General features: G+C 67.5%; 14 protein-coding genes. 7 read left to right on the forward strand and 7 right to left on the reverse strand.

Features of this window, described 5'->3' with window-relative positions; all coding sequences use genetic code 11:
- Window positions 1–33: 33 nt before the first annotated feature.
- The 3 genes from MJO58_RS02055 (at window position 34) to MJO58_RS02065 (ending at window position 4359) form a co-directional block, all read left to right on the forward strand.
- The gene (locus MJO58_RS02055) at window positions 34–1041 is read left to right on the forward strand and encodes a L,D-transpeptidase (RefSeq protein ID WP_239721870.1); all 1008 of its coding nucleotides are present in this window, start codon (window positions 34–36) and stop codon (window positions 1039–1041) included.
- A gap of 461 nt (window positions 1042–1502) precedes the next feature.
- Window positions 1503–2090 carry a TetR/AcrR family transcriptional regulator gene (locus MJO58_RS02060; RefSeq protein WP_239721871.1) on the forward strand — a complete coding sequence of 196 codons (588 nt, stop codon included), beginning with the start codon at window positions 1503–1505 and terminating at the stop codon, window positions 2088–2090.
- 19 nt (window positions 2091–2109) lie between these two features.
- Window positions 2110–4359 carry a molybdopterin-dependent oxidoreductase gene (locus MJO58_RS02065; RefSeq protein ID WP_239721872.1) on the forward strand — a complete coding sequence of 750 codons (2250 nt, stop codon included), beginning with the start codon at window positions 2110–2112 and terminating at the stop codon, window positions 4357–4359.
- Here MJO58_RS02065 and MJO58_RS02070 read toward each other — a convergent pair.
- Complete coding sequence (locus MJO58_RS02070) at window positions 4356–6350, reverse strand: M13 family metallopeptidase (protein ID WP_239721873.1); 1995 nt, start codon at window positions 6348–6350, stop codon at window positions 4356–4358. The genes MJO58_RS02065 and MJO58_RS02070 overlap by 4 nt on opposite strands.
- Before the next feature lie 78 nt (window positions 6351–6428).
- On the opposite strand from MJO58_RS02070, the gene MJO58_RS02075 reads away from it, so the two are divergent.
- Both MJO58_RS02075 and MJO58_RS02080 read left to right on the forward strand, forming a co-directional pair.
- A complete protein-coding gene (locus MJO58_RS02075) occupies window positions 6429–7085 on the forward strand; it encodes a hypothetical protein (RefSeq protein ID WP_090598636.1) in 657 nt (218 codons plus the stop codon).
- On the forward strand, window positions 7082–7771 hold the full coding sequence (locus tag MJO58_RS02080) for a hypothetical protein (protein WP_090598641.1): 690 nt from the start codon (window positions 7082–7084) through the stop codon (window positions 7769–7771). Before MJO58_RS02075 ends, MJO58_RS02080 begins: the two co-directional genes overlap by 4 nt.
- A gap of 1 nt (window position 7772) precedes the next feature.
- Here the strand turns inward: MJO58_RS02080 and MJO58_RS02085 are convergent, their stop codons facing one another.
- Complete coding sequence (locus MJO58_RS02085) at window positions 7773–8279, reverse strand: transcriptional regulator (protein ID WP_090598645.1); 507 nt, start codon at window positions 8277–8279, stop codon at window positions 7773–7775.
- Window positions 8276–11296, reverse strand: a complete 3021-nt coding sequence (locus MJO58_RS02090) for an MMPL family transporter (RefSeq protein WP_090598651.1) — start codon at window positions 11294–11296, stop codon at window positions 8276–8278. Before MJO58_RS02090 ends, MJO58_RS02085 begins: the two co-directional genes overlap by 4 nt.
- 241 nt (window positions 11297–11537) lie before the next feature.
- Between MJO58_RS02090 and MJO58_RS02095 the strand changes: the two genes are divergently transcribed.
- Window positions 11538–12050: a hemophore gene (locus MJO58_RS02095; RefSeq protein WP_239721874.1), complete on the forward strand. Its 513-nt coding sequence runs from the start codon at window positions 11538–11540 to the stop codon at window positions 12048–12050.
- On the opposite strand, the gene MJO58_RS02100 is transcribed toward MJO58_RS02095, so the two are convergent.
- Window positions 12047–13255: a lysylphosphatidylglycerol synthase transmembrane domain-containing protein gene (locus MJO58_RS02100; protein WP_434086293.1), complete on the reverse strand. Its 1209-nt coding sequence runs from the start codon at window positions 13253–13255 to the stop codon at window positions 12047–12049. The two genes, MJO58_RS02095 and MJO58_RS02100, sit on opposite strands and share 4 nt — an antisense overlap.
- 133 nt (window positions 13256–13388) lie before the next feature.
- Between MJO58_RS02100 and MJO58_RS02105 the strand changes: the two genes are divergently transcribed.
- Window positions 13389–14534 (forward strand): AI-2E family transporter, encoded by a 1146-nt coding sequence (locus MJO58_RS02105; protein ID WP_090598664.1) that lies wholly within the window; start codon window positions 13389–13391, stop codon window positions 14532–14534.
- Window positions 14535–14546: 12 nt separating this feature from the next.
- Here the strand turns inward: MJO58_RS02105 and mmpL3 are convergent, their stop codons facing one another.
- The 3 genes from mmpL3 to trmB form a co-directional block, all read right to left on the reverse strand.
- Window positions 14547–17366, reverse strand: coding sequence for a trehalose monomycolate exporter MmpL3 (gene mmpL3 / locus MJO58_RS02110; RefSeq protein ID WP_239721875.1), 2820 nt, complete (start codon window positions 17364–17366; stop codon window positions 14547–14549).
- Between the two features lie 63 nt (window positions 17367–17429).
- Window positions 17430–18149 carry a PIN domain-containing protein gene (locus MJO58_RS02115; protein WP_090598673.1) on the reverse strand — a complete coding sequence of 240 codons (720 nt, stop codon included), beginning with the start codon at window positions 18147–18149 and terminating at the stop codon, window positions 17430–17432.
- Window positions 18150–18151: 2 nt separating this feature from the next.
- Window positions 18152–18970 carry a tRNA (guanosine(46)-N7)-methyltransferase TrmB gene (gene trmB / locus MJO58_RS02120; RefSeq protein WP_239723137.1) on the reverse strand — a complete coding sequence of 273 codons (819 nt, stop codon included), beginning with the start codon at window positions 18968–18970 and terminating at the stop codon, window positions 18152–18154.
- Window positions 18971–19033 lie beyond the last annotated feature (63 nt).

Here is a 19033-nt window from a genome sequence, read left to right on the forward strand (position 1 = left end):
ACTGGGGTCCAGCAACTGACTGGAGGTATGCATATGTCGGGCTGGACGAGGGCAAGCCTCTTCGCGGCTCTGAACGCAGCCGGCGTCGCCGCTGTGCTGGTGCTGGGCGCCGGGCCGGCGCTGGCCGATCCGGACCCGGTTCCCGCCGATCCGAACGTGGTCGCGGCGCCCCCCGCGCCGGCTCCGCCGCCGTTCGAGCTGCCGCCGCTGCCGGGATTGCCGCCCCCGCCGCCGGGTGACGCGCCGCCTCCGTGGGCGCCGCCCGGCGCCGTGCCGGCCGCGGCCGGTGTTGCCGACGGGCAGGACCCGACTCCGTTCACCGGCACCGCGCCGTTCGGGACGCCCACGTTCGTGCCGAAGACCGGCTCGATGGTGGGTGTCGCGCAGCCGATCATCATCAACTTCCCGGGACGGGTCGACGACGCCGGCGCCGCCCAAGCCGCCGTGCACGTCTCGTCGATCCCGCCGGTCCCGGGCAAGTTCTACTGGATGACCCCGACCCAGCTGCGCTGGCGCCCGATCAACTTCTGGCCCGCCAACACCGCGGTCAACATCGACGCCGGCGGCACCAAGTCGAGTTTCCGGACCGGAGACCAGCTGATCGCCACGGCCGACGACTCGACTCACCAGTTGACGGTGACCCGCAACGGCACCCTGGAGAAGACCATCCCGATGTCGATGGGGATGACCTCCGGTAACCACCAGACCCCCAACGGCACGTACTACGTGCAAGAGAAGATGCCGTCGGTGGTGATGGACTCCTCGACCTACGGGGTGCCCGTCAACTCGACCTACGGCTACAAGGTGACCGTCGAGCTGGCCGTTCGGTTCGACAACGTGGGCGACTTCGTGCACAGCGCGCCGTGGTCGGTGGACGACCAGGGCAAGCGCGACGTCAGTCACGGCTGCATCAACATCAGCCCCAGCAACGCCAGGTGGTTTTTCGACAACTTCGGTCCCGGGGATCCGATCATCGTGAAGAACTCCAGTGGCGGGTCGTACAAGAAGAACGACGGCTCCAGCGACTGGATCACCAACTAGCCCGCGGCGGCCGCGTCGAGATTGTTCGTGACGACGACGCGGTCCTCGGTGCCCCGACGTGTCGGCCCCGATTCGGTTGGCTTGGTTGGTGATTCGCGCGCAGAAGCGTCGGGCGCGGCACGTCGACTGACAGGCTGAAGGTGTCCGCACGGTGGTAAGTGCGGACGGTGTCATGCGCCTGCTTGGCGACGACTTGACGGTCGGGTCCGATCACCATCGCGGCGGGAGGTGTTGCCGTCAAAGCCTTTTCGATACGGGTGTCGCCGTCGGCGACCGCCCGGATAGCAATCTCGTCACCGCAATGTGTTCGAGGTGCGGTGGGCCGCTGGTAGTGAAGCCGCCGAAGATCGTTGCGGCGCCACGAGCTGCCGCAACGCCTGATTACCGCCAATTCAGCCCGAGAGCTTCCGCCTTACGGCCGGTTATGTATAGCATCATACATAAGCCGAAAAGGGGTGGCGATGCGCAGTCCACGTGAGCGGATGGTGATCTCCGCTGCGCTGTTGATCCGGGAACGGGGCGCACACGCCACCGCGATCTCCGACGTTCTCGAGCACAGCGGGGCGCCGCGCGGTTCGGCCTATCACTACTTCCCGGGTGGTCGCACCCAGCTGCTCTGCGAGGCGGTCGACTACGCCGGCGAACACGTCGGCGCCATTATCGGCAAGGCCTGCAGCAGCCTCGACCTGCTGGACACGCTGATCGACAAGTACCGCCGCCAGTTGCTCGACAGCGATTACCGGGCCGGTTGCCCGATCGTGGCGGTCTCCGTCGAGTCGGGCTTCGAAACCGACGATGCACAGGACCGCGAGCGGATGGCCCCCGTCATCGAACGGGCGGCCGCGGTGTTCGACCGGTGGAACGGCCAGGTCGCGCAGCGGCTGATCGCCGACGGCATACCTGCGGTGCAGGCAAGCGAACTCGCGGTGCTGACCACCTCGGCGCTCGAGGGCGCCATCGTGTTGGCCCGGGTGCGGCGCGACGTGGCGCCGCTGGATCTCATTCACCGTCAGCTGCGCAATTCGCTGCTGGCTGCCTTGAAGAAGTAGCTCGAAAGGAAGTCCCGCGATGGCCGCTGATTGGCAGTCGACCGCATGCATCCTCTGCGAATGCAACTGCGGCATCGTCGTACAAGTCGAAGATCGCACGCTGTCGCGCATCCGCGGCGACAAGAACCACCCGGCATCGCAGGGTTACACCTGCAACAAGGCGCTGCGGCTGGACCACTACCAGAACAACCGCGCCCGACTGACCTCGCCGATGCGCCGCCGCCCCGACGGCAGCTACGAGGAAATCGATTGGGACACCGCGATTGTCGAGATCGCCGAGGGTTTCAAGCGCATCCGCGACAGCTACGGCGGCGACAAGATCTTCTACTACGGCGGCGGCGGGCAGGGCAACCACCTGGGCGGGGCCTACAGCGGCGCCTTCCTCAAGGCATTGGGGTCGAAGTACCGCTCGAATGCGTTGGCACAGGAGAAGACCGGCGAAGCCTGGGTGGATGCGCAGCTGTACGGCGGCCACACCCGGGGCGAGTTCGAGCACGCCGAAGTGTCGGTGTTCGTCGGAAAGAATCCGTGGATGTCGCAGAGCTTCCCCCGGGCCCGGGTAGTGCTCAACGAGATCGCCAAGGACCCCAACCGATCGCTGATCGTAATCGACCCCGTCGTCACCGACACGGCGAAGATGTCCGACTTCCATCTGCGGGTACGACCGGGCACCGACGCCTGGTGCCTGGCCGCTCTGGCCGCCGTGCTGGTTCAGGAAAACCTATGCAACGAAGCGTTTCTCGCCGAGCATGTGCACGGTGTCGAGGCCGTGCGTGACGCGTTGCGCGATGTACCGGTCGCAGACTACGCGCAGCGCTGCGGTGTGGACGAGGAGTTGTTGCGGACCGCCGCGCGGCGCATCGGCTCCGCGGAGAGCGTCTCGGTATTCGAAGACCTCGGAATTCAACAGGCCCCCAACAGCACCCTGAGCTCCTACCTGAACAAGCTGCTCTGGATCTTGACCGGCAACTTCGCGAAAAAGGGCGGCCAGCACCTACATTCGTCGATGGCGTCGCTGTTCAGTACGGTATCGGGCCGCACCCCGGTCACCGGGGCGCCCATCATTGCCGGCCTGATCCCGTCCAATGTCGTGCCCGAGGAGATCCTCACCGACCACCCGGACCGGTTCCGGGCGATGATCGTCGAGAGCGGTAATCCCGCGCACTCGCTGGCCGATTCGACGGCTTGCCGGGAGGCCTTTGCGTCGCTGGAGCTGATGGTGGTCGTCGACGTCGCGATGACCGAGACCGCCCGGCTGGCGCACTACGTGTTGCCGGCGGCGTCGCAGTACGAGAAGACCGAGGCCACCTTCTTCAATTTCGAGTTCCCGCACAACGGCTTTCACCTGCGTCGACCACTGCTGAAACCGCTCGAGGGAACACTGCCCGAACCGGAGATCTGGGCCCGGCTGGTGCGCGCCCTCGGTGTCCTCGACGACGCGGAGCTACGGCCGCTGCGCGAGGCCGCCGAGCGGGGCCGCGAGGCGTACGCCGAAGCATTTCTGAACGCCGTCGCGGGCAATCCAACGATGGCGCGGCTGGTTCCCTATGTGCTCTACGAAACGCTCGGGCCGACGCTGCCCGAGGGCATGGCCGGGGCCGCCGCGGTGTGGGGGCTGGCGCAGAAGACGGCGATGACTTATCCCGAGGCCGTGCGACGGGCCGGTCACGCCGACGGCAACGCGCTGTTCGAGGCCATCCTGAACAGCCCGTCGGGGGTAGTCTTCACCGCGCACAACTACGCGGACGACTTCGCGTTGATCAGCCACTCCGACCACAAGATCGCCCTCGAAATCCCGGAAATGCTGCGCGATTTGCGGGCCCTGGCTGCCGCGCCGCCACAACTGACCACCGCGGAACTGCCGATCGTGCTCTCGGTGGGGGAGCGGCGGGCCTACACCGCGAACGACATTATCCGCGACCCGTCCTGGCGAAAACGCGACGCCGACGGAGCGCTGCGGGTCAGCGTGGAGGATGCCCACGACCTCGGGCTCGTGGACGGCTGTCGGGCGCGCATCACCACTGCGGCCGGCAGCGCCGAGGCGACTGTCGAGATCACCGAGACGATGCTGCCCGGACATGCGGCCCTGCCCAACGGTTTTGGGCTCGACTACATCGAGGATGACGGCCGAACCGTCGTCCCCGGTGTGGCGCCGAACGCGTTGACGTCGACCGGGTGGCGTGACTCCTACGCCGGAACGCCGTGGCACAAGCACGTGCCGGCGCGCATCGAGGCATTGGCGCTTGTTCGCCAGGCTGCTGGGGCCTAGTTCCAGATCCTGACCCGGCGCTGCGGCGCCAGGAACAGTGCGTCGTCCTCGGTCACGTCGAAGGCCTCGTAGAAGGCGTCGAGGTTGCGGATGACGCCATTGCACCGGAACTCCGGCGGCGAGTGCGGGTCCACGGCCAATCGCCGGATCGCCTCAGCCACACGTGATTTGGTGCGCCACACCTGCGCCCAGCCGTAGAACACCCGCTGCACGCCGGTCAGGCCGTCGATCACCGGGGCCTCCTCGCCGTTCAGCGACAGCTGGTAGGCCAACAGCGCGATCGAGAGGCCGCCCAGATCGCCGATGTTCTCGCCGACGGTGAAGGCGCCTTGGACATGGGGCGGGCCGGGGTGGCCCTTCAATTCGCGGGGGATGTAGGCCTCGTACTGTTCGATCAGTGCCTTGGTGCGGGCCCCGAATTCGCTGCGGTCGTCATCGGTCCACCAGTCGACGAGGTTGCCGTCGCCGTCGTACTTGGCGCCCTGGTCGTCGAAGCCGTGCCCGATTTCGTGTCCGATCACGGCTCCGATACCGCCGTAGTTGGCGGCGTCGTCGGCCTGGGCGTCGAAGAACGGTGGCTGCAAAATAGCTGCGGGAAAGACGATTTCGTTCATCCCGGGGTTGTAATACGCGTTGACGGTCTGCGGCGTCATAAACCATTCGTCGCGATCCACCGGTCCACCCAGCTTAGCCAGCTCGCGGTCGTGGTTGACCGCATACCCGCGCCGGTAGTTACCGTAGAGGTCGTCGCGGTCGATCACCACCGCGGAGTAGTCCCGCCACTTCGCGGGGTAGCCGACCTTGGCGGTGAACTTGCGCAGCTTGGTCAACGCACGCTCCCGGGTCTGCGGCGTCATCCAGTCCAGGTCGCCGATGCTGACCCGGTAGGCCTCCTGCAGGTTGTCCACCAGCGTGTCGATGCGGGCCTTGGCGTCGGGCGGGAAATGCCTTTGCACGTATAGCTTTCCGACGGAGTCGCCCATCAGGCTCTCGACCAGTGAAACCCCACGCTTCCAGCGGTCCCGGATCTGCTCGGCCCCGGTCAGCAGGCGACCGTAGAAGTCGAAGTCGGCCGCGACCAGCGCGTCGGTCAGCCACGGGGCGCGGGCGCGGATCAACCGCCAACGCGCCCAGCGCTTCCAGTCGTCGAGGTCTTCGCTGTCCCATAGCGCACCAAACGCGGTGAGGTAATCAGGCTGGCGCACAACGACTTCCGCGACATCTTGGGGGGTACTGCCCAGCCCGGTGACCCAGCCGGTCCAGTCGAAACCCGCGCCCTCGGTCTGCAGTTGCGCGAAGGTGCGCAGGTTGTAGGTCAGATCGGCGTCGCGGCGCTTGACCACATCCCAGTGCGCGGCAGCGAGTTTAATCTCCAGCGCCACGATGCGGGCCGCGGTGTCGGCGTGGTCCGACGCCTCCCCGCCGTACACCAGGGCGAACATCCGCGCGATGTGTTCCGGGTAGGCCGCGAGTACCTGGGCGTGCTGCTCGTCGCGGTAGTACGACTCGTCGGGCAACCCGATGCCGGATTGGTTGACGTGCACCAGGTAGCGGGTCGAGTTTTTGGCGTCGGTGTCGATGTAGACGCCGACGCCGCCACCCACCCCGGTGCGCTGCAGGGCGCCGACGACGGCGGCCAGCGCCGCCGAATCGGCCGCGCCGTCGATGGTGGCCAGCTCGTCGTGCAGCGGTTGCAGGCCACGACGCTCGACGGCGTCCTCGTCGAGGAAGCTGGCGTACAGGTCACCGATGCGCTGCTGGTCGGTGCCCGGCGCGGCCCCGCTGTCGCTCGCTTCGATGATCAGATCGCGGACCTGCTCCTCGGCCTGGTCGAACAGGGTGCGGAAGGCTCCGTCGGTGGCGCGGTCCGGGGGGATCTCGTAGTCGGCGAGCCAGCGACCGTTCACGTAACCGAACAGGTCGTCTTGGGGACGGGCATTTTCGTCGATGTGGCTCAGGTCGAGGCCCGAGCGGGTGGCCGCATACGTCACCCTGCCATCCTTACCATCTCCTGCGTGCCGGGCGCCTGCTGCGCCGACGGCGACCGGCGGCCGGGTAACCTCGCGCCCATGCCCGACGGCGAGCAAACCGAGCCGGCGACCGAAGCTGATGACCGGGACGCCGAGGCCGGCGCGCCCGAATCCAACGACGACGCCGCCGCCGGCGCGATCTTCTCTCCGTACGGCATCGCCTCGGCGGTGCTCGGCGTGCTGTCGGTCGCCGCGGTGGTGCTCGTCGGGATCATCTGGTCCGACCACCGCGCCGAGTCGGCCGAACGCACCTACCTGAGTCGCGTGATGCAGACCGCCGCCGAATGGACCGGCGTGCTGATCAACATGAACAGCACCAACATCGACGCCAGCCTGCAGCGGCTGCACGACGGGACCGTCGGCGAGCTGAACACCGAGTTCGACGCGACGGTGCAGCCTTATCGGCAGGTGGTGGAGAAGCTGCAGTCGCAGAGCAGCGGGCGCATCGAGTCGGTGGCGATCGAGACGGTGCATCACGACCTGGACAGCCAACCGGAGGGCGCAAGGCCTCCAAGAGAAATAGTCACCACCAAGCTGCCGCCGTTCGCCAGCCGGACGGATTCGGTGATGCTGGTCGCGACGTCGGTCAGCGAGAACGTCGGCGCCAAGCCGCAGACGGTGCACTGGAGCCTGCGCCTCGACGTCTCCAACGTCGACGGCAAGCTGATGATCTCTCACCTGGAGTCGATCCGATGAGAAACCGGTGGCGGCTGCTGGCCTTCGACATCCTGGCGCCGCTGGCCACGATCGCTGCGCTGCTGATGATCGGCGTCATCCTCGACTGGCCGCTGTGGTGGGTGTCGGTGTGCTCGGTGCTGCTGGTGCTGATCACCGAGGGCGTCGGAGTCAACTTCTGGCTGCTGCGCCGGGATGCGGTCAGCGTCGGCACCGACGACGAGGCGCCCGGCCTGCGCCTGGCTGTCGTCTTGCTGTGCACCGCAGCCCTGGTGGCCGCCGTGCTGACCGGTTACACGCATTGGACGCGCACCGACCGCGACTTCAGGAGGGATTCCCGCGACGTGGCCCAGGTCGCCAGCGGGATGGCCGAGGCGATGGCGTCGTTCACCCCGGGCGCCCCGACCAGCTCGATCGACCGCGCCGCGGCGATGATGGTGCCCGAGCGCGCGGACGCGTTCAAGGAGCAGTATCAGAAGTCCAGCGCCGAACTCGCGCGGCGCAATGTCACGGCGCAGGCCTCGACACTGGCGGCCGGGGTCGAGGCGCTTGGACCCACCGCGGCCAGCGTGGCGGTGATCCTGCGGGTCACCCAGAACACGCCCGGCCAGCCACCCAGTCGGGCGGCGCCGGCGTTGCGGGTGGCGCTGGTCAAACGGGGCAGCGACTGGCTGGTGAACGACGTGCTGCCGATCAACGCCCGCTGAGTCAGTTGGCCTCGGGCGGCGGCGTGTTCACCTTCACGAACCGGTCCGAGAGCCGGCGTATCCGGATCATCAGCGCGGCCGACGGACTGACGCTGCCGTCGAGGTAGGAGGCCAGATCCTCGGCCGCCACCCCGATTCGGGCGGCGAATTCCCGCTGGGCCAGTCCGGATCGCTCGATCAGCAGCCCGACGTGGCGGGCCACCTCGGCGCGTTCGTTGGCCTCCAGGTGGGTGCGGGCGCGTTCCAGCACCTCCCACAGCGCTTTGGAGATGCCGTACGGGCGGGTGCCCTCGAGGACTTCTTCGACTTGGCGGGCGGTGCGGCCGAACGGGTCGCGCTTCAGCGCTGCGGCGATCCGCTTCCAAATGTCGATGTCGCCGCCCTGCAGCGCCGAGCGAATGGCGGCGGTCGGCCAGAATTCCACCGGCTGATCGAAATCATGCGGCCGCGGTTCGGTGGCGGGCTGCTGGGGCGGCGGCACGCGTCGACGGTCGGCTGCCAACGTCACCTCGCCTCCTCCAGCATCGCGACGGCCACCGAAAGGCAGCGCTGCCTGACGTCATCCCAGTCTGCCCTGGCGTCCGGTTCCGAGACGGCGTCAGGCAGATCGGAAGGATTCGGATCCGCTAGTCGACGGACTAACTGGGAGGTGATCCATTGCTGCCTGGGCGGTTGACAACAGTAATACCTGTCCATTCCGGCGAGCACCACCGCGGCCGTTTCCGGTTCTAATGTGTCGACCATGTCAGCAAATTCGGCATAGTCGCGGCTGCTGTTACGGGACATGATCAGGTAGCTCTTGAGGCGCAGCGTCTCGGCACCCGTCGGGACCTGCAGCCGATCGCCGGTGGGCAATTGCACGTGGGTGGTTTCCACCGGGCTGCGACGCGCGTATTGCGGCCGGTTTCGGTCGCGGGCACCGGCCTCGAGCGCGTCGATGGCAATCGACAACCGACTCCGCCACAGCGTGACCGGATGCACCGGCCGATCGCCCCACGGGATGGCCCGGGCGATGCCGTTGCGCGACGCCAGGCCGTCGACCAGCTTCTTGGCCCCGGATGCTGCCCTGGTCTGACCGTTGCTGCCGTTCTTCTCGCCGAGCGTGACCGCGACGGCGTCGCCGTCACCGATGTTGACCTGATGCGGAATCTGTCCCGGGCCCTGGCCGCGGACTTCGTCGGCACCCTTGCAGTTGCGCCCGCAGCCGGTGAAGGCCAGCGGATCGGCCACCGTGATGGCGTCGGGCGCCAAGTGCTTGAGCTTGGCCGCCGACTTGAGCACCATGCGCACGTCCGCGCTGGGCGCGGTGAGCGCCGAGATGTCGTCGGGAATGACGACGACGTCGCCGAGGTCGACCTCGGGCAGCGGCCGGTCGAAATCGACCGACGGCAAGACACGGCGCAGCCAACCCGGCAGCCACCAGTTCCACTGGGCGAACATCGCCATCAGCGCCGGGACCAGCACCAGCCGCACCACGGTGGCGTCCACCGCGATCGCGACGGCGCAGGCCACCCCGATCTCGGCGACCAGCGGCATGCCGGCGAACGCGAAGCCGATGAATACCGCGATCATGATCAGGGCGGCGCTGGTGATGGTGCGGGCGCTGGTGCTCACGCCGTAGGCGACCGCGTCACGGGTGTTCCCGGTGTGCAGGAAGCGTTCCCGGATCCGGGTGAGCAGGAAGATCTCGTAGTCCATCGACAACCCGAACGTCATCGCCAGCACCAGCGGGGGAACCGTGCTATCGATCGACGTGATGTGGGCGAACCCGAGATCGCGCAACCAACCCCACTGGAACACCATGACCAGGCTTCCGTAGGCGGCGGCGACCGACAACAGCGTCATCACCACGCCTTTGAAGGCCAGGAACACCGAGTGGATCGACAGCAACAACATCACGAACGCGATGGCCGCGACGAACAGCAGCACCAACGGCTCGGTCGCCGAGACCCGGTCATCGAAATCCTTGATCAGCGCCGTCGGGCCGCCGACGTCGACGCGTGCGGTGCCCTCATTCGGAACCTGCGGGAGCTGGGCACGCATCCAGTCGACGGATTGCCGGGCGCCCATGTCCTCGGGATCGACCGACAACACCGCCGACAGCAAAGCACTGCTGTTGTCGTCGGCGAACTGCGGCGGGGTCACCGAGACGATGTGCGGGGCCTGGGCCATCCGCTGCCGGATGGCGGCCAACGTCTGGCTGTGCTCGGGTGCCGACGCCGAGCCGTCGGGGAAGCTCACCATCACCTGGATTGGACCGAGCGCTCCGGGCCCGAGAGCTTGGGATGCCCCGGCGACGCCGGCGCGGATCTCGTGCGCGGAGTCGAACTGGCGCAGCAAGCTGTTGCCCAGCACCATCGACGTGGCCGGTGCGGCCATAGCGAGCAGTACGGTCGCCGCCGCGATGGACGATATCCACGGCCGGCGCATCACGGCTGAAACCCAGCGGTTCCAGAATCGGGACTGCGTGCTTTCCGGTCGCCGCGACCAATGCAGTAGCACCGAACGCTTGGCGGCCGCCCGGCCGAACGTCGCCAGCGCCGCGGGCGTCAACGTAGTCGAGGTCAGCATCGCGACCGCGACGGCCATGATCGCGCCGGTGGCCATCGATTTCAGCGCGGGGGTGTTGATCAGGTAGATCCCCGTCAGGGACGCGACGACGGTCAACCCGGACAGCACCACCGCCAGCCCGGAGGTGGCCATCGCGGCGTCGACGGCCTCGCGGTGCTGGCGCCCGGACCGCAATTCCTCGCGGAACCGCATCAAGATGAACAGCGAATAGTCCACCGCCAGCGCGATACCGAACATCGACACCGTCGAGGTCACGAACACCGACATCGTGGTGTAGGCCGACAGGAAATAGACCAGTCCCATGGTCACCACGACCGTGCAGACGCCGAGCGCCAGCGGTATGGCCGCGGCGGCCAGCGAGCCGAACACCGCGAGCAAGACGATCAGGATGATCGGCAGGTTCCATTGTTCGGCTTTGGCGATGTCGTGTTTGGTGTTCGCGGCGGCGGCCGCACTGAGCGCGCCCTGCCCGATCACGTAGAGCCGAACCCGGCCGTCCGCCGTCTGCCCGGACTGGTCGCCCTTGACGCCCACCTGCTGCCTTAGCCGTTTGGCGATGTCGCTGGTGCCGGCGTTGCGGGCGTCGAGCCGCAGCGTCAGGACATACGGCCGGTCGGGCTGCGGCGGCCGCTGGGTGGGGTTGGTTTTCTCGGTGACGCCGGGGAATTCGCCGATGATCTGGCGCAGCTGCGCCACGGCGTTGTTCATGTCGTCATAGCTGGCGTCGGGGCGCGGGGCGGCCACCAGGGCCAACGACGACGCGCCGAGGTCGTGATACTGCTCCTCGAGCTGATCGTGGACCTTCAACGACTGCGAACCGGCCACTTCGAAACCACCGCCGGTGAGATTCCCGGACTGCGTCAACGCCAAGTAGATCGCCGGGACCAATGCCAACAACCAGCCTGTGAAGACCAACCAGCGGTACCTGCGCAGGCTGCGGCTGAGGCGCATCATAAACTGCTGGATTTCAGGCTCCCCAAGTATCTCGCTTACGCGTGAGGGCGACGATACCGCAGCAGCCTGTGCAGTAGTTCGGCTTAACGAATTCGTGAGCTGCGCAGACGGCTCTGTAGCCAAGCCGCGACCGAGTCGTTGCCGACCGGTGATCAACAGGAGCTGCGTCACACCAGGTGGCAGCGTCTGGGCCCCGATGGCAGGATGACGCTGGGCCGCGCGGGGGATGGGGAGTTCAGGCATGAAGACAGGGATGCTGACCGGACGGCGCACGCTCGTTGCAGGGTTGTTCGCGGCCGCAGTGCCCGCCGCGGCCGTCGCACTGATGGCCGGGCCGCCGGCGACCGGCGCCAACGACCCGTGCGCGGCCAGCGAGATTGCCCGGACGATCGGTTCGGTCTCCAAGTCGATGGGCGACTACCTGGACTCGCACCCGGAGACCAACCACGCGATGACCACGGTGCTGCAGCAGCAGGCCGGCCCGGACTCGGTCACCGGGCTGAAGTCCTACTTCGAGGGCAACCCCAGGGTGGCCGCCGATGTGGCCGGGATCGCGCAGCCGCTGACCAACCTGTCGATGCAGTGCAAGCTGCCGATCAGCATTCCCCAGGCCATGGGCATGATGCAGCAGGCCCAAGGCGCCGGCGGGGTGCCTGCGTTGCCTGTCTCGCCGGCCGCCGGCCAGGGCACTGCGCCCGCGCCCGGAGCGGGTGGCGCACTGCCCGGCCCCTCGCGGCCGAACAAAGTCGGCTAGCGGTTCTCCGGCGGCGGTAACGGACCCTGCAGCGCGTCGGCGCTGGGATCGTCGTTCCAGTACCGCAACTGTGGCTCGATGAGCGGCAGCGGACCGGTCGGGGGGTCGTCGTCGGAACCGCCCGGGTGCTCGGTGCGGAACACGAAGAAGAACACCACCCAGCCGATCGCCGAGATGAGCAGCCAGCTGATCAGCCGGTAGAGCAGCATCGCCGAGATCGCGTTGGGCAGTGACATGCCGCTGGACACCAGCCCGGGCACCAGCACGGCCTCGACGACCAGCAGCCCGCCCGGCATCAGCGGAATCGTGCCGACGGCGCGGGCGGCGGCGTAGGCCACCGTCAGCCCGGCGATCGACGCGTGGTCGCCGGCGGCGTATGCGGCGAACGCGAGGCAGGCGACGTCGGCAATCCAGTTGAACATCGACCAGCTGAACGCCACCCCGAGGTCGCGCCGGCCCAGGCTGACCGACTCGAGTTGCATCAGGATCTCGCGCCACTTCGCCAGGTGTGTGTCGACCGGCTTGCCGCGCACCGAGTTGAACCGCGACAGGATGCGGGTGCCGATGCCCTCGATCAGCTCCGGCCGCGAGGCCACCGCCTGAGACAGCAGCAGCAACGCGATGAAGCCGCCGAGGGTGAACAACAACGAGAAGGGGTTGTTCTTCGCGCCCAGGAAGAAGGCGCCGCCCAACCCGAGCAGCGCCAACCCGACCGCCTGCAGCACGCCGGACATCACCAATTGCCAGGACGCCACCACGGTCGAGGCTCCCCAAATGCGTTGCTGCCGAAGCAAAAACGTCGCCGACAGCACCGGTCCGCCCGGCAGCGTAGTACTCAGCGAGTTGGCGGCGTAGAACGCGGCCTCCGAGCGCAGCTGCTTGACGTGCACCGCGGCGGACCTCAGCAGAGTGCGCTGGATCTGGGCGAAGCTGTGCATCGAGGCGGCCGCCGCCGCTACCGCCGCAAGCAGCCACCACCAGTTGGCCTGGAACAGGCTCGTCCACGCCTTGGCTAGCTGATCCCAGCCCAGGGCGACCTCGACGCCGAGCACGATCGCGACCAGGCCCAGCACCGCCCAGCGCACCCACCGGTATTTGCCGCGCGATGTCTGCCTCTCCCGCGCCTGAGTCAGCGGCTCACCCTCATGCGCAAACGCGCCGCCGCCCGGCAAGCGGAGGTTGCGGATGGGCGCGTGGTGCGGCACGGGATTTAGGGTAACCGCGCAGGTGGCAAGCCCATCGAGACGCAACTCCGCGCGTGTCGCCGTCGTAACCGGATCGTGCTGGCGTCACTATCCAACTCCGAACCAACTCCGGAGCGCCCGATAGGCTGGCCGAATGCCGGCAAATTCCGACGACGACTCGGTCGAGCCCCTTGTCCGCAACACCGCAGCCTGGGCCTGGCGTTTGCTGGCCATCTTCGCTGCGGCACTCGCGTTCTTCTGGGTGGTGGCCAAGCTGGAGATTATCGTCGTCCCGGTGCTGCTGGCCCTGATGATCAGCGCGCTGCTGGTACCGGTCGTGGACTGGCTGGATCGGCAGGGTCTGCCGCGCGGCGGTGCCGTCGCATTGGTGCTGCTGGGCGGGTTCGCGGTGCTGGGCGGCATCCTCGCGTTCGTCGTCACCCAGTTCATCGTCGGTTTGCCAGACCTGACCGAGCAGGTAACCCGCAGCATCGACACCACCCGGCGGTGGCTGATCGAAGGGCCGGTGCATCTGCGCAGCGAGCAGATCACCAACGCCGGCAACGCCGCGATCCAGGCGCTGCACAACAATCAGTCGAAGTTGACCAGCGGCGCGCTCAACACCGCGGCCACCCTGACCGAACTGCTCACCGCAGCGGTGCTGGTGCTGTTCACCCTGATTTTCTTCCTCTACGGCGGCCGCAACATCTTCGCCTACACGGTCAAGATCTTCCCGATCGGCGTGCGCGACCGGGTCATGGAGGCGGGCCGAGCGGGATACGGCTCGCTGATCGCCTACGTCCGGGCCACCTTCCTGGTGGCCTTCACCGATGCGGCCGGGGTGGGCGCCGGGCTGGCCATCATGGGCGTTCCGCTGGCGCTACCCCTGGCGTCGCTGGTGTTTCTCGGCGCCTTCATCCCGCTGATCGGTGCCCTGATCTCGGGGCTGGTGGCCGTGGTGGTCGCGTTGCTGACCAAGGGCATCGTCTACGCGCTGATCACGCTCGGCTTGCTGGTCGTGATCAACCAGATCGAGTCGCATCTGCTGCAGCCGCTGGTGATGGGCCGCGCGGTCTCGATTCACCCGCTTGGGGTGGTGCTGGCGATCTCCACCGGCGGTGTGCTCGCCGGGATCGTCGGCGCGCTGCTGGCGGTCCCGACGGTGGCGTTCCTCAACAACGCGATCCAGGTGCTGCTGGCCCGGGATCCAGCCGTCGAAGCCGAAAAGCTGGACGAGGAGGCCGAAGGCAGGGTCGTTTTACACGCCCAGGCGGACGAGCCCGAGCAGCGGACCGACTAGGACCGAGCGGGACTAGAGTCGTCCCTCGCGGCGTAGCAGATCCTGCGCGGACAGCCCACCGCCCGCGCGGCGGCGCGGACGCGCATTGTCGCCACCGTCAGCCTGGCCGCCCTGCCCGCGAGCGTTCATCTTCTCGGTGGCGGGGTCGGAATCGTTGCCCTCCGAACGCATCACCGGAAGCGCGGTGGTCGGGTCGGCCGTGCCCTCGTGGTTGCCGGGAACCGGCATGGCCCGGGTCTGGCCGGCCGACGGCGGCGGCGCGGGCGGCGCCGCCGCGGGCCGTGGGTCGGCGTTGCCCTGAGCCGAGAAGCGCGTCGTCTTGGCTTCGGTTGGCTGGCTGGGCCGGGAAGGGGTGCGGCTCGGCCCCGCGGGCAGCTCCGCTGCGGGTCGCGGCTCGGACGGCCGCGACGGCTCCGGGGGCGCGCCGGGGTGCGTGGGGTCGTGCGGCGCCCGCGGTTTGGCGGCGACCAGGCTGGCCGCGACCGGCGGCCGGATCGTGCGCCCGTTGACGGCGCTGCGCTTGCGCTCGTCAGGCAGATCGGTTTCGCCCAGGCCGATCTTGTTCTGCAGCCGCCGGGCCCAGCGCGGGGCCCACCAGCAGTCGTCGCCGAGCAGCTTCATCACCGAGGGCACCAGGAACATCCGGACCACGGTCGCGTCCAGCAATAGCGCCGCCGCCAAGCCGAACGCCAGATACTTCATCATCACCAGATCGGAGAACATGAACGAGCCGGCGACCACGGCGAGCACCAGCGCGGCGGCCGTGATCAAACGCCCGGTCGTCGCGGTACCGATCCGGATGGCCTCGGCGGTCGACATGCCGCGTTCACGGGCCTCGACCATGCGGGACACCAGGAAAACCTCGTAGTCGGTGGCCAGACCGAAGCCCACCGCGACGACCAGCGCGATCAGCACCACCATCAGCGGCGTCGGGGTGAAGTTGAGCCAGGTCGAGAAGTGCCCGTCGACGAAGATCCACGTCAGGATGCCCAGGGTGGAGCCGAGCGTCAGCGCGCTCATCAGCGCGGCCTTGATCGGCAACACCACCGACCCGAATGCCAGGAACATCAACAACAGGCTGGCGCTGAGCAGCAACACCAGCATCAGCGGAGCCTTGTCGAACAGGCTCTGGATGCTGTCCTGCTCCAGCGCCGGTGTGCCGCCGACCAGCAGGGTCAGCCCCTTCGGCGGGTTGATCGCCCGTAGCTCGTTGATTTTCTTCTGGGCATCGTTCTTGTTGACCAGGCCGTTCTGGATCACCCGCACCGAATCGTCCTTGGGCTGGGTGGTCCCGTTCGGCCCCGCGACGCAGGGGTTGCCGGCGATCACCGGGCAGGGGCGCTCCTCCCACGTCTTGTCGGTGAACCCGGTGATCCCCGAGATCCGGTTGCGGATGTCGGCGACCTGCTGGTCGGTGACCTTGCTGTGGTTGTTGCTCTTGATCACCACCGTCAACTGCTCGGTCCGGTACCCGGGAAACAGCTTGTCGAAGTGTTCCTGCGCCATGCGCACGGCGTTGTCGGGTGGCAGGTATTTCTCGCTCATGCCGCCGAGCGACAGGTTGCCCAGCGGGATGACCAGCAGGATCATGCCAACGGCGATCGGGATGGCGAAGGCCAGCGGGCGCTTCATCACGGTCGTGACGAGCTTGCCCCAGAAGCCGGCCTCGACCTCTTCGCGGGTCTTGGTCTTCTGCAGCCGCTCGGCGAGCCATTCCAGGAAGACCCGGGAAACCTTCCAGTTGCGCAAGAACGGGACTCGGAAGGCGGTCCGCACGCCCAAAGCGTCGACGTTGCGCCCGAGGATGCCCAGGGCCGCCGGCAGCAAGGTGATCGACAGCAGTGCGGCAAGCCCGACCGCGGCGAAGATCGCATAGGTCAGCGAGTGCACGAAGCCCTGCGGCAGCACCAGCAGGCTGGCGCTGCAGGCGATGATCAGCGCCGCCGAGAAGACGACCGTACGACCGGCCGTCATCACCGTGCGCCGCACCGCGGCCTCGGTGTCGTAGCCCTCGGCGATCTCCTCCCGGAAGCGGCTGACGATGAAGAGGCCGTAGTCGATGGCGATACCGAATCCGATCAGCGAGACCACCGGCTGAGCGAAGAAGTGCACCGGGCCGAAGATGGCGGCGAAGCGCAGGATGCCCAATGCCCCCGCGATGCTCAGGCCCCCCACGATGACCGGTAGGCCGGCGGCGACGGCGCCGCCGAACACCAGGAACAGCACCACCGTCACCAGCGGGAGGCCCAGATACTCCAGGAGCTTCTGGTCGGTGGCAATGGTGCCGGTCAGCGCGCTGGCGACGGGCTCGAGTCCGGCGAGTTCGACCTTGCCGCCGTTGAGCTTCTGCAGGGCCGGCTCGATGAGCTTGTAGTTGTTGAGAATGGTGTCGTCGTCGTCGCCCTTGAGCGGGATGGTGACGAAGGTGTGCTTCCTGTCCTCCGTCGCCATGCCCTTGATCTGGGCGTTCGGGGGGTCGGTACCGGGGGCCAACGCCAGCCAGCCGGCCCAGCCGAGCACCTGGTTGGGATGGTCCTTGACGAACTTGTTCAGCTCGTCGACGGTTTGCTTTCGCCACACCGGGTCGTCGACGGTCTTGCCGTCGGGGGCGGTGAAGATCGCCACGATCTGACTGGTGCGGTCGCGTCCGTAGGTCTTGTCACCCAGAATCGACGCGGCAACGGACTGGCTGCCGTCGTCGTAGAACCCACTCTGCGTGACATGCTTACCCAGGCTCATCCCGAAGACGCCGCCGCCAAGACACAGAGCCACCATGACCCCGATCACGATGTACCTGTAGCGGTACACGGTTCGACCCCACCAGGCGAACACGTAAGCTCCTTACTGGATCACCGACAGCGACCCGCGCTGTGTCTTTCGTTTTTCACGCCAGTCTCACACACGCGTGGTCAATAGCGCGGACAGCGGCCGGAACGGCTGCAGCCACGCTCCCTGGTCGGGCAGCGAATCTAGGCCGATCCGCGGCAGCGGTTCCCGGAAAACACCCTCGATGTCCTCCAGGTCAACGAAGTCCAAGGTATCCGACGCTAGTGCCCAACTCGCATGTTCGCGAAATCCGATCACTTGAACGGGGGTTGAGCCACCAACCCCGGCGCGCGCGATTTCTTCCAGCGGCTGACGGAACGCTTGTCCATCGGCGGACGCTACGACCAGCGCCGCAAGCCCTTCTTGGCGCCGCAGTTCAATGTGCTGGAGCATGTCCCGGTCGACATCGCTGTCTTCATCTATTTTCGGCTTGGCGAAGACCGCGAACCCCACGTTACGCAACGCATCGACCCAGGGTCGAACGACTTCGGCGCTGCTCGGCGCGATGTTGGTGAACACGGTGGCCTCGGGTTCGACGATGACGCCCGGCCGCCCGGCGCTGATCTCGGCCGTCCGCGCCAGCAGCCAACGCCCCAGCGCGTCGAACCGGGGGCGTTCCAGCGCGGTCGGGCGCCGGCCCAGGATGGAGCCCAGCCCCATGTCGAGGTTGGGGGCGTCCCATACCAGCAACACGCGCTGCGGCGGCGTATCGAGGCTGCCCAGATCGTCGCCGGACGGCGCTGCCGGCGCTGCGGCGCTTGCCGCGGTCGTTTCTTCTGCGAGGCTCATAATCATCGTCTTTTCCAGATGAACTCGGATACGGAGTGGCCCGCTTCTTGGGCTTTCAGCTCGTATTTGGTCGTCGGGCGCTCGGTCGAGATCGGCAGCCCGCTGCCGGGTTCAACGCGACACAGTCGCGGTTCGGCGTCGCCGACTTCGGCCATCTGCTCGGCGTAGCCGGGGTGGTCCGTCGCGGCGTGCAGGACACCCCCCGGGAGTAACCGGTCGGCGATCAAGCCAACCGTGGCCGGTTGCAGGAAGCGGCGTTTGTGGTGGCGCGCCTTCGGCCACGGATCGGGAAAGTAGAGGCGAAACCCGGTCAGCGAGGCCGGTGCGATCAGATGCTGCAGCACGTCGATCCCGTTGCCGCGGATCAACCGGATATTGCTGACCTGCTCGCGGTCGATCGCGCACAGCAGCTGGGCCAGGCCCCGCTTGTAGACCTCCACGGCGATCACATCGATTTCGGGTTCATCGCGGGCCATCGCCAGCGTCGACGTGCCGCTGCCGCAGCCGATCTCGAGCACGAGCGGCGCCTGCCTGCCGAACCACGCCCGGGTGTCGAGCGGTTCGAAGCGGCGCGGAATGTCGGAGAGGCCGATCGCCGGCCACCGCCGGTCCCAGGTCTCCCGCTGGCCGCCGGACAGGGTGGAACGCCTGGAGCGGAAGCTGGTCGCCGGTAGATAGCCCCGTTGAGGGTCGTGCGAACCGTCCGGATCCGACGCCGGCGACACACTTTCTTCGGTGTCCAGGCCGGCTCCCACCTCCGCCGGTGCATCGGGACACGTCCCGACCCCGGGTTGCGCATGCATTTGTCCATGGTGGCCCATGAATCCCCGATGTAGCCGCTCCTGGTCCAGATTGATACCCAACAGTTGCCTTCAACTGGTAAC

This window comes from Mycobacterium lentiflavum, from assembly GCF_022374895.2.
Lineage (GTDB): Bacteria > Actinomycetota > Actinomycetes > Mycobacteriales > Mycobacteriaceae > Mycobacterium > Mycobacterium lentiflavum.

What these genes read in the sequence shown, in the direction of transcription:
- MJO58_RS02095 (WP_239721874.1), top strand. Translation starts at nt 11,538, where the DNA reads ATGAAGACAGGGATGCTGACCGGACGGCGCACGCTCGTTGCAGGGTTG.
- MJO58_RS02090 (WP_090598651.1), bottom strand. Translation starts at nt 11,296, where the DNA reads ATGATGCGCCTCAGCCGCAGCCTGCGCAGGTACCGCTGGTTGGTCTTC.
- MJO58_RS02105 (WP_090598664.1), top strand. Translation starts at nt 13,389, where the DNA reads ATGCCGGCAAATTCCGACGACGACTCGGTCGAGCCCCTTGTCCGCAAC.
- MJO58_RS02060 (WP_239721871.1), top strand. Translation starts at nt 1,503, where the DNA reads ATGCGCAGTCCACGTGAGCGGATGGTGATCTCCGCTGCGCTGTTGATC.
- trmB (WP_239723137.1), bottom strand. Translation starts at nt 18,970, where the DNA reads ATGGGCCACCATGGACAAATGCATGCGCAACCCGGGGTCGGGACGTGT.
- MJO58_RS02055 (WP_239721870.1), top strand. Translation starts at nt 34, where the DNA reads ATGTCGGGCTGGACGAGGGCAAGCCTCTTCGCGGCTCTGAACGCAGCC.
- MJO58_RS02115 (WP_090598673.1), bottom strand. Translation starts at nt 18,149, where the DNA reads ATGAGCCTCGCAGAAGAAACGACCGCGGCAAGCGCCGCAGCGCCGGCA.
- MJO58_RS02065 (WP_239721872.1), top strand. Translation starts at nt 2,110, where the DNA reads ATGGCCGCTGATTGGCAGTCGACCGCATGCATCCTCTGCGAATGCAAC.
- MJO58_RS02080 (WP_090598641.1), top strand. Translation starts at nt 7,082, where the DNA reads ATGAGAAACCGGTGGCGGCTGCTGGCCTTCGACATCCTGGCGCCGCTG.
- MJO58_RS02075 (WP_090598636.1), top strand. Translation starts at nt 6,429, where the DNA reads ATGCCCGACGGCGAGCAAACCGAGCCGGCGACCGAAGCTGATGACCGG.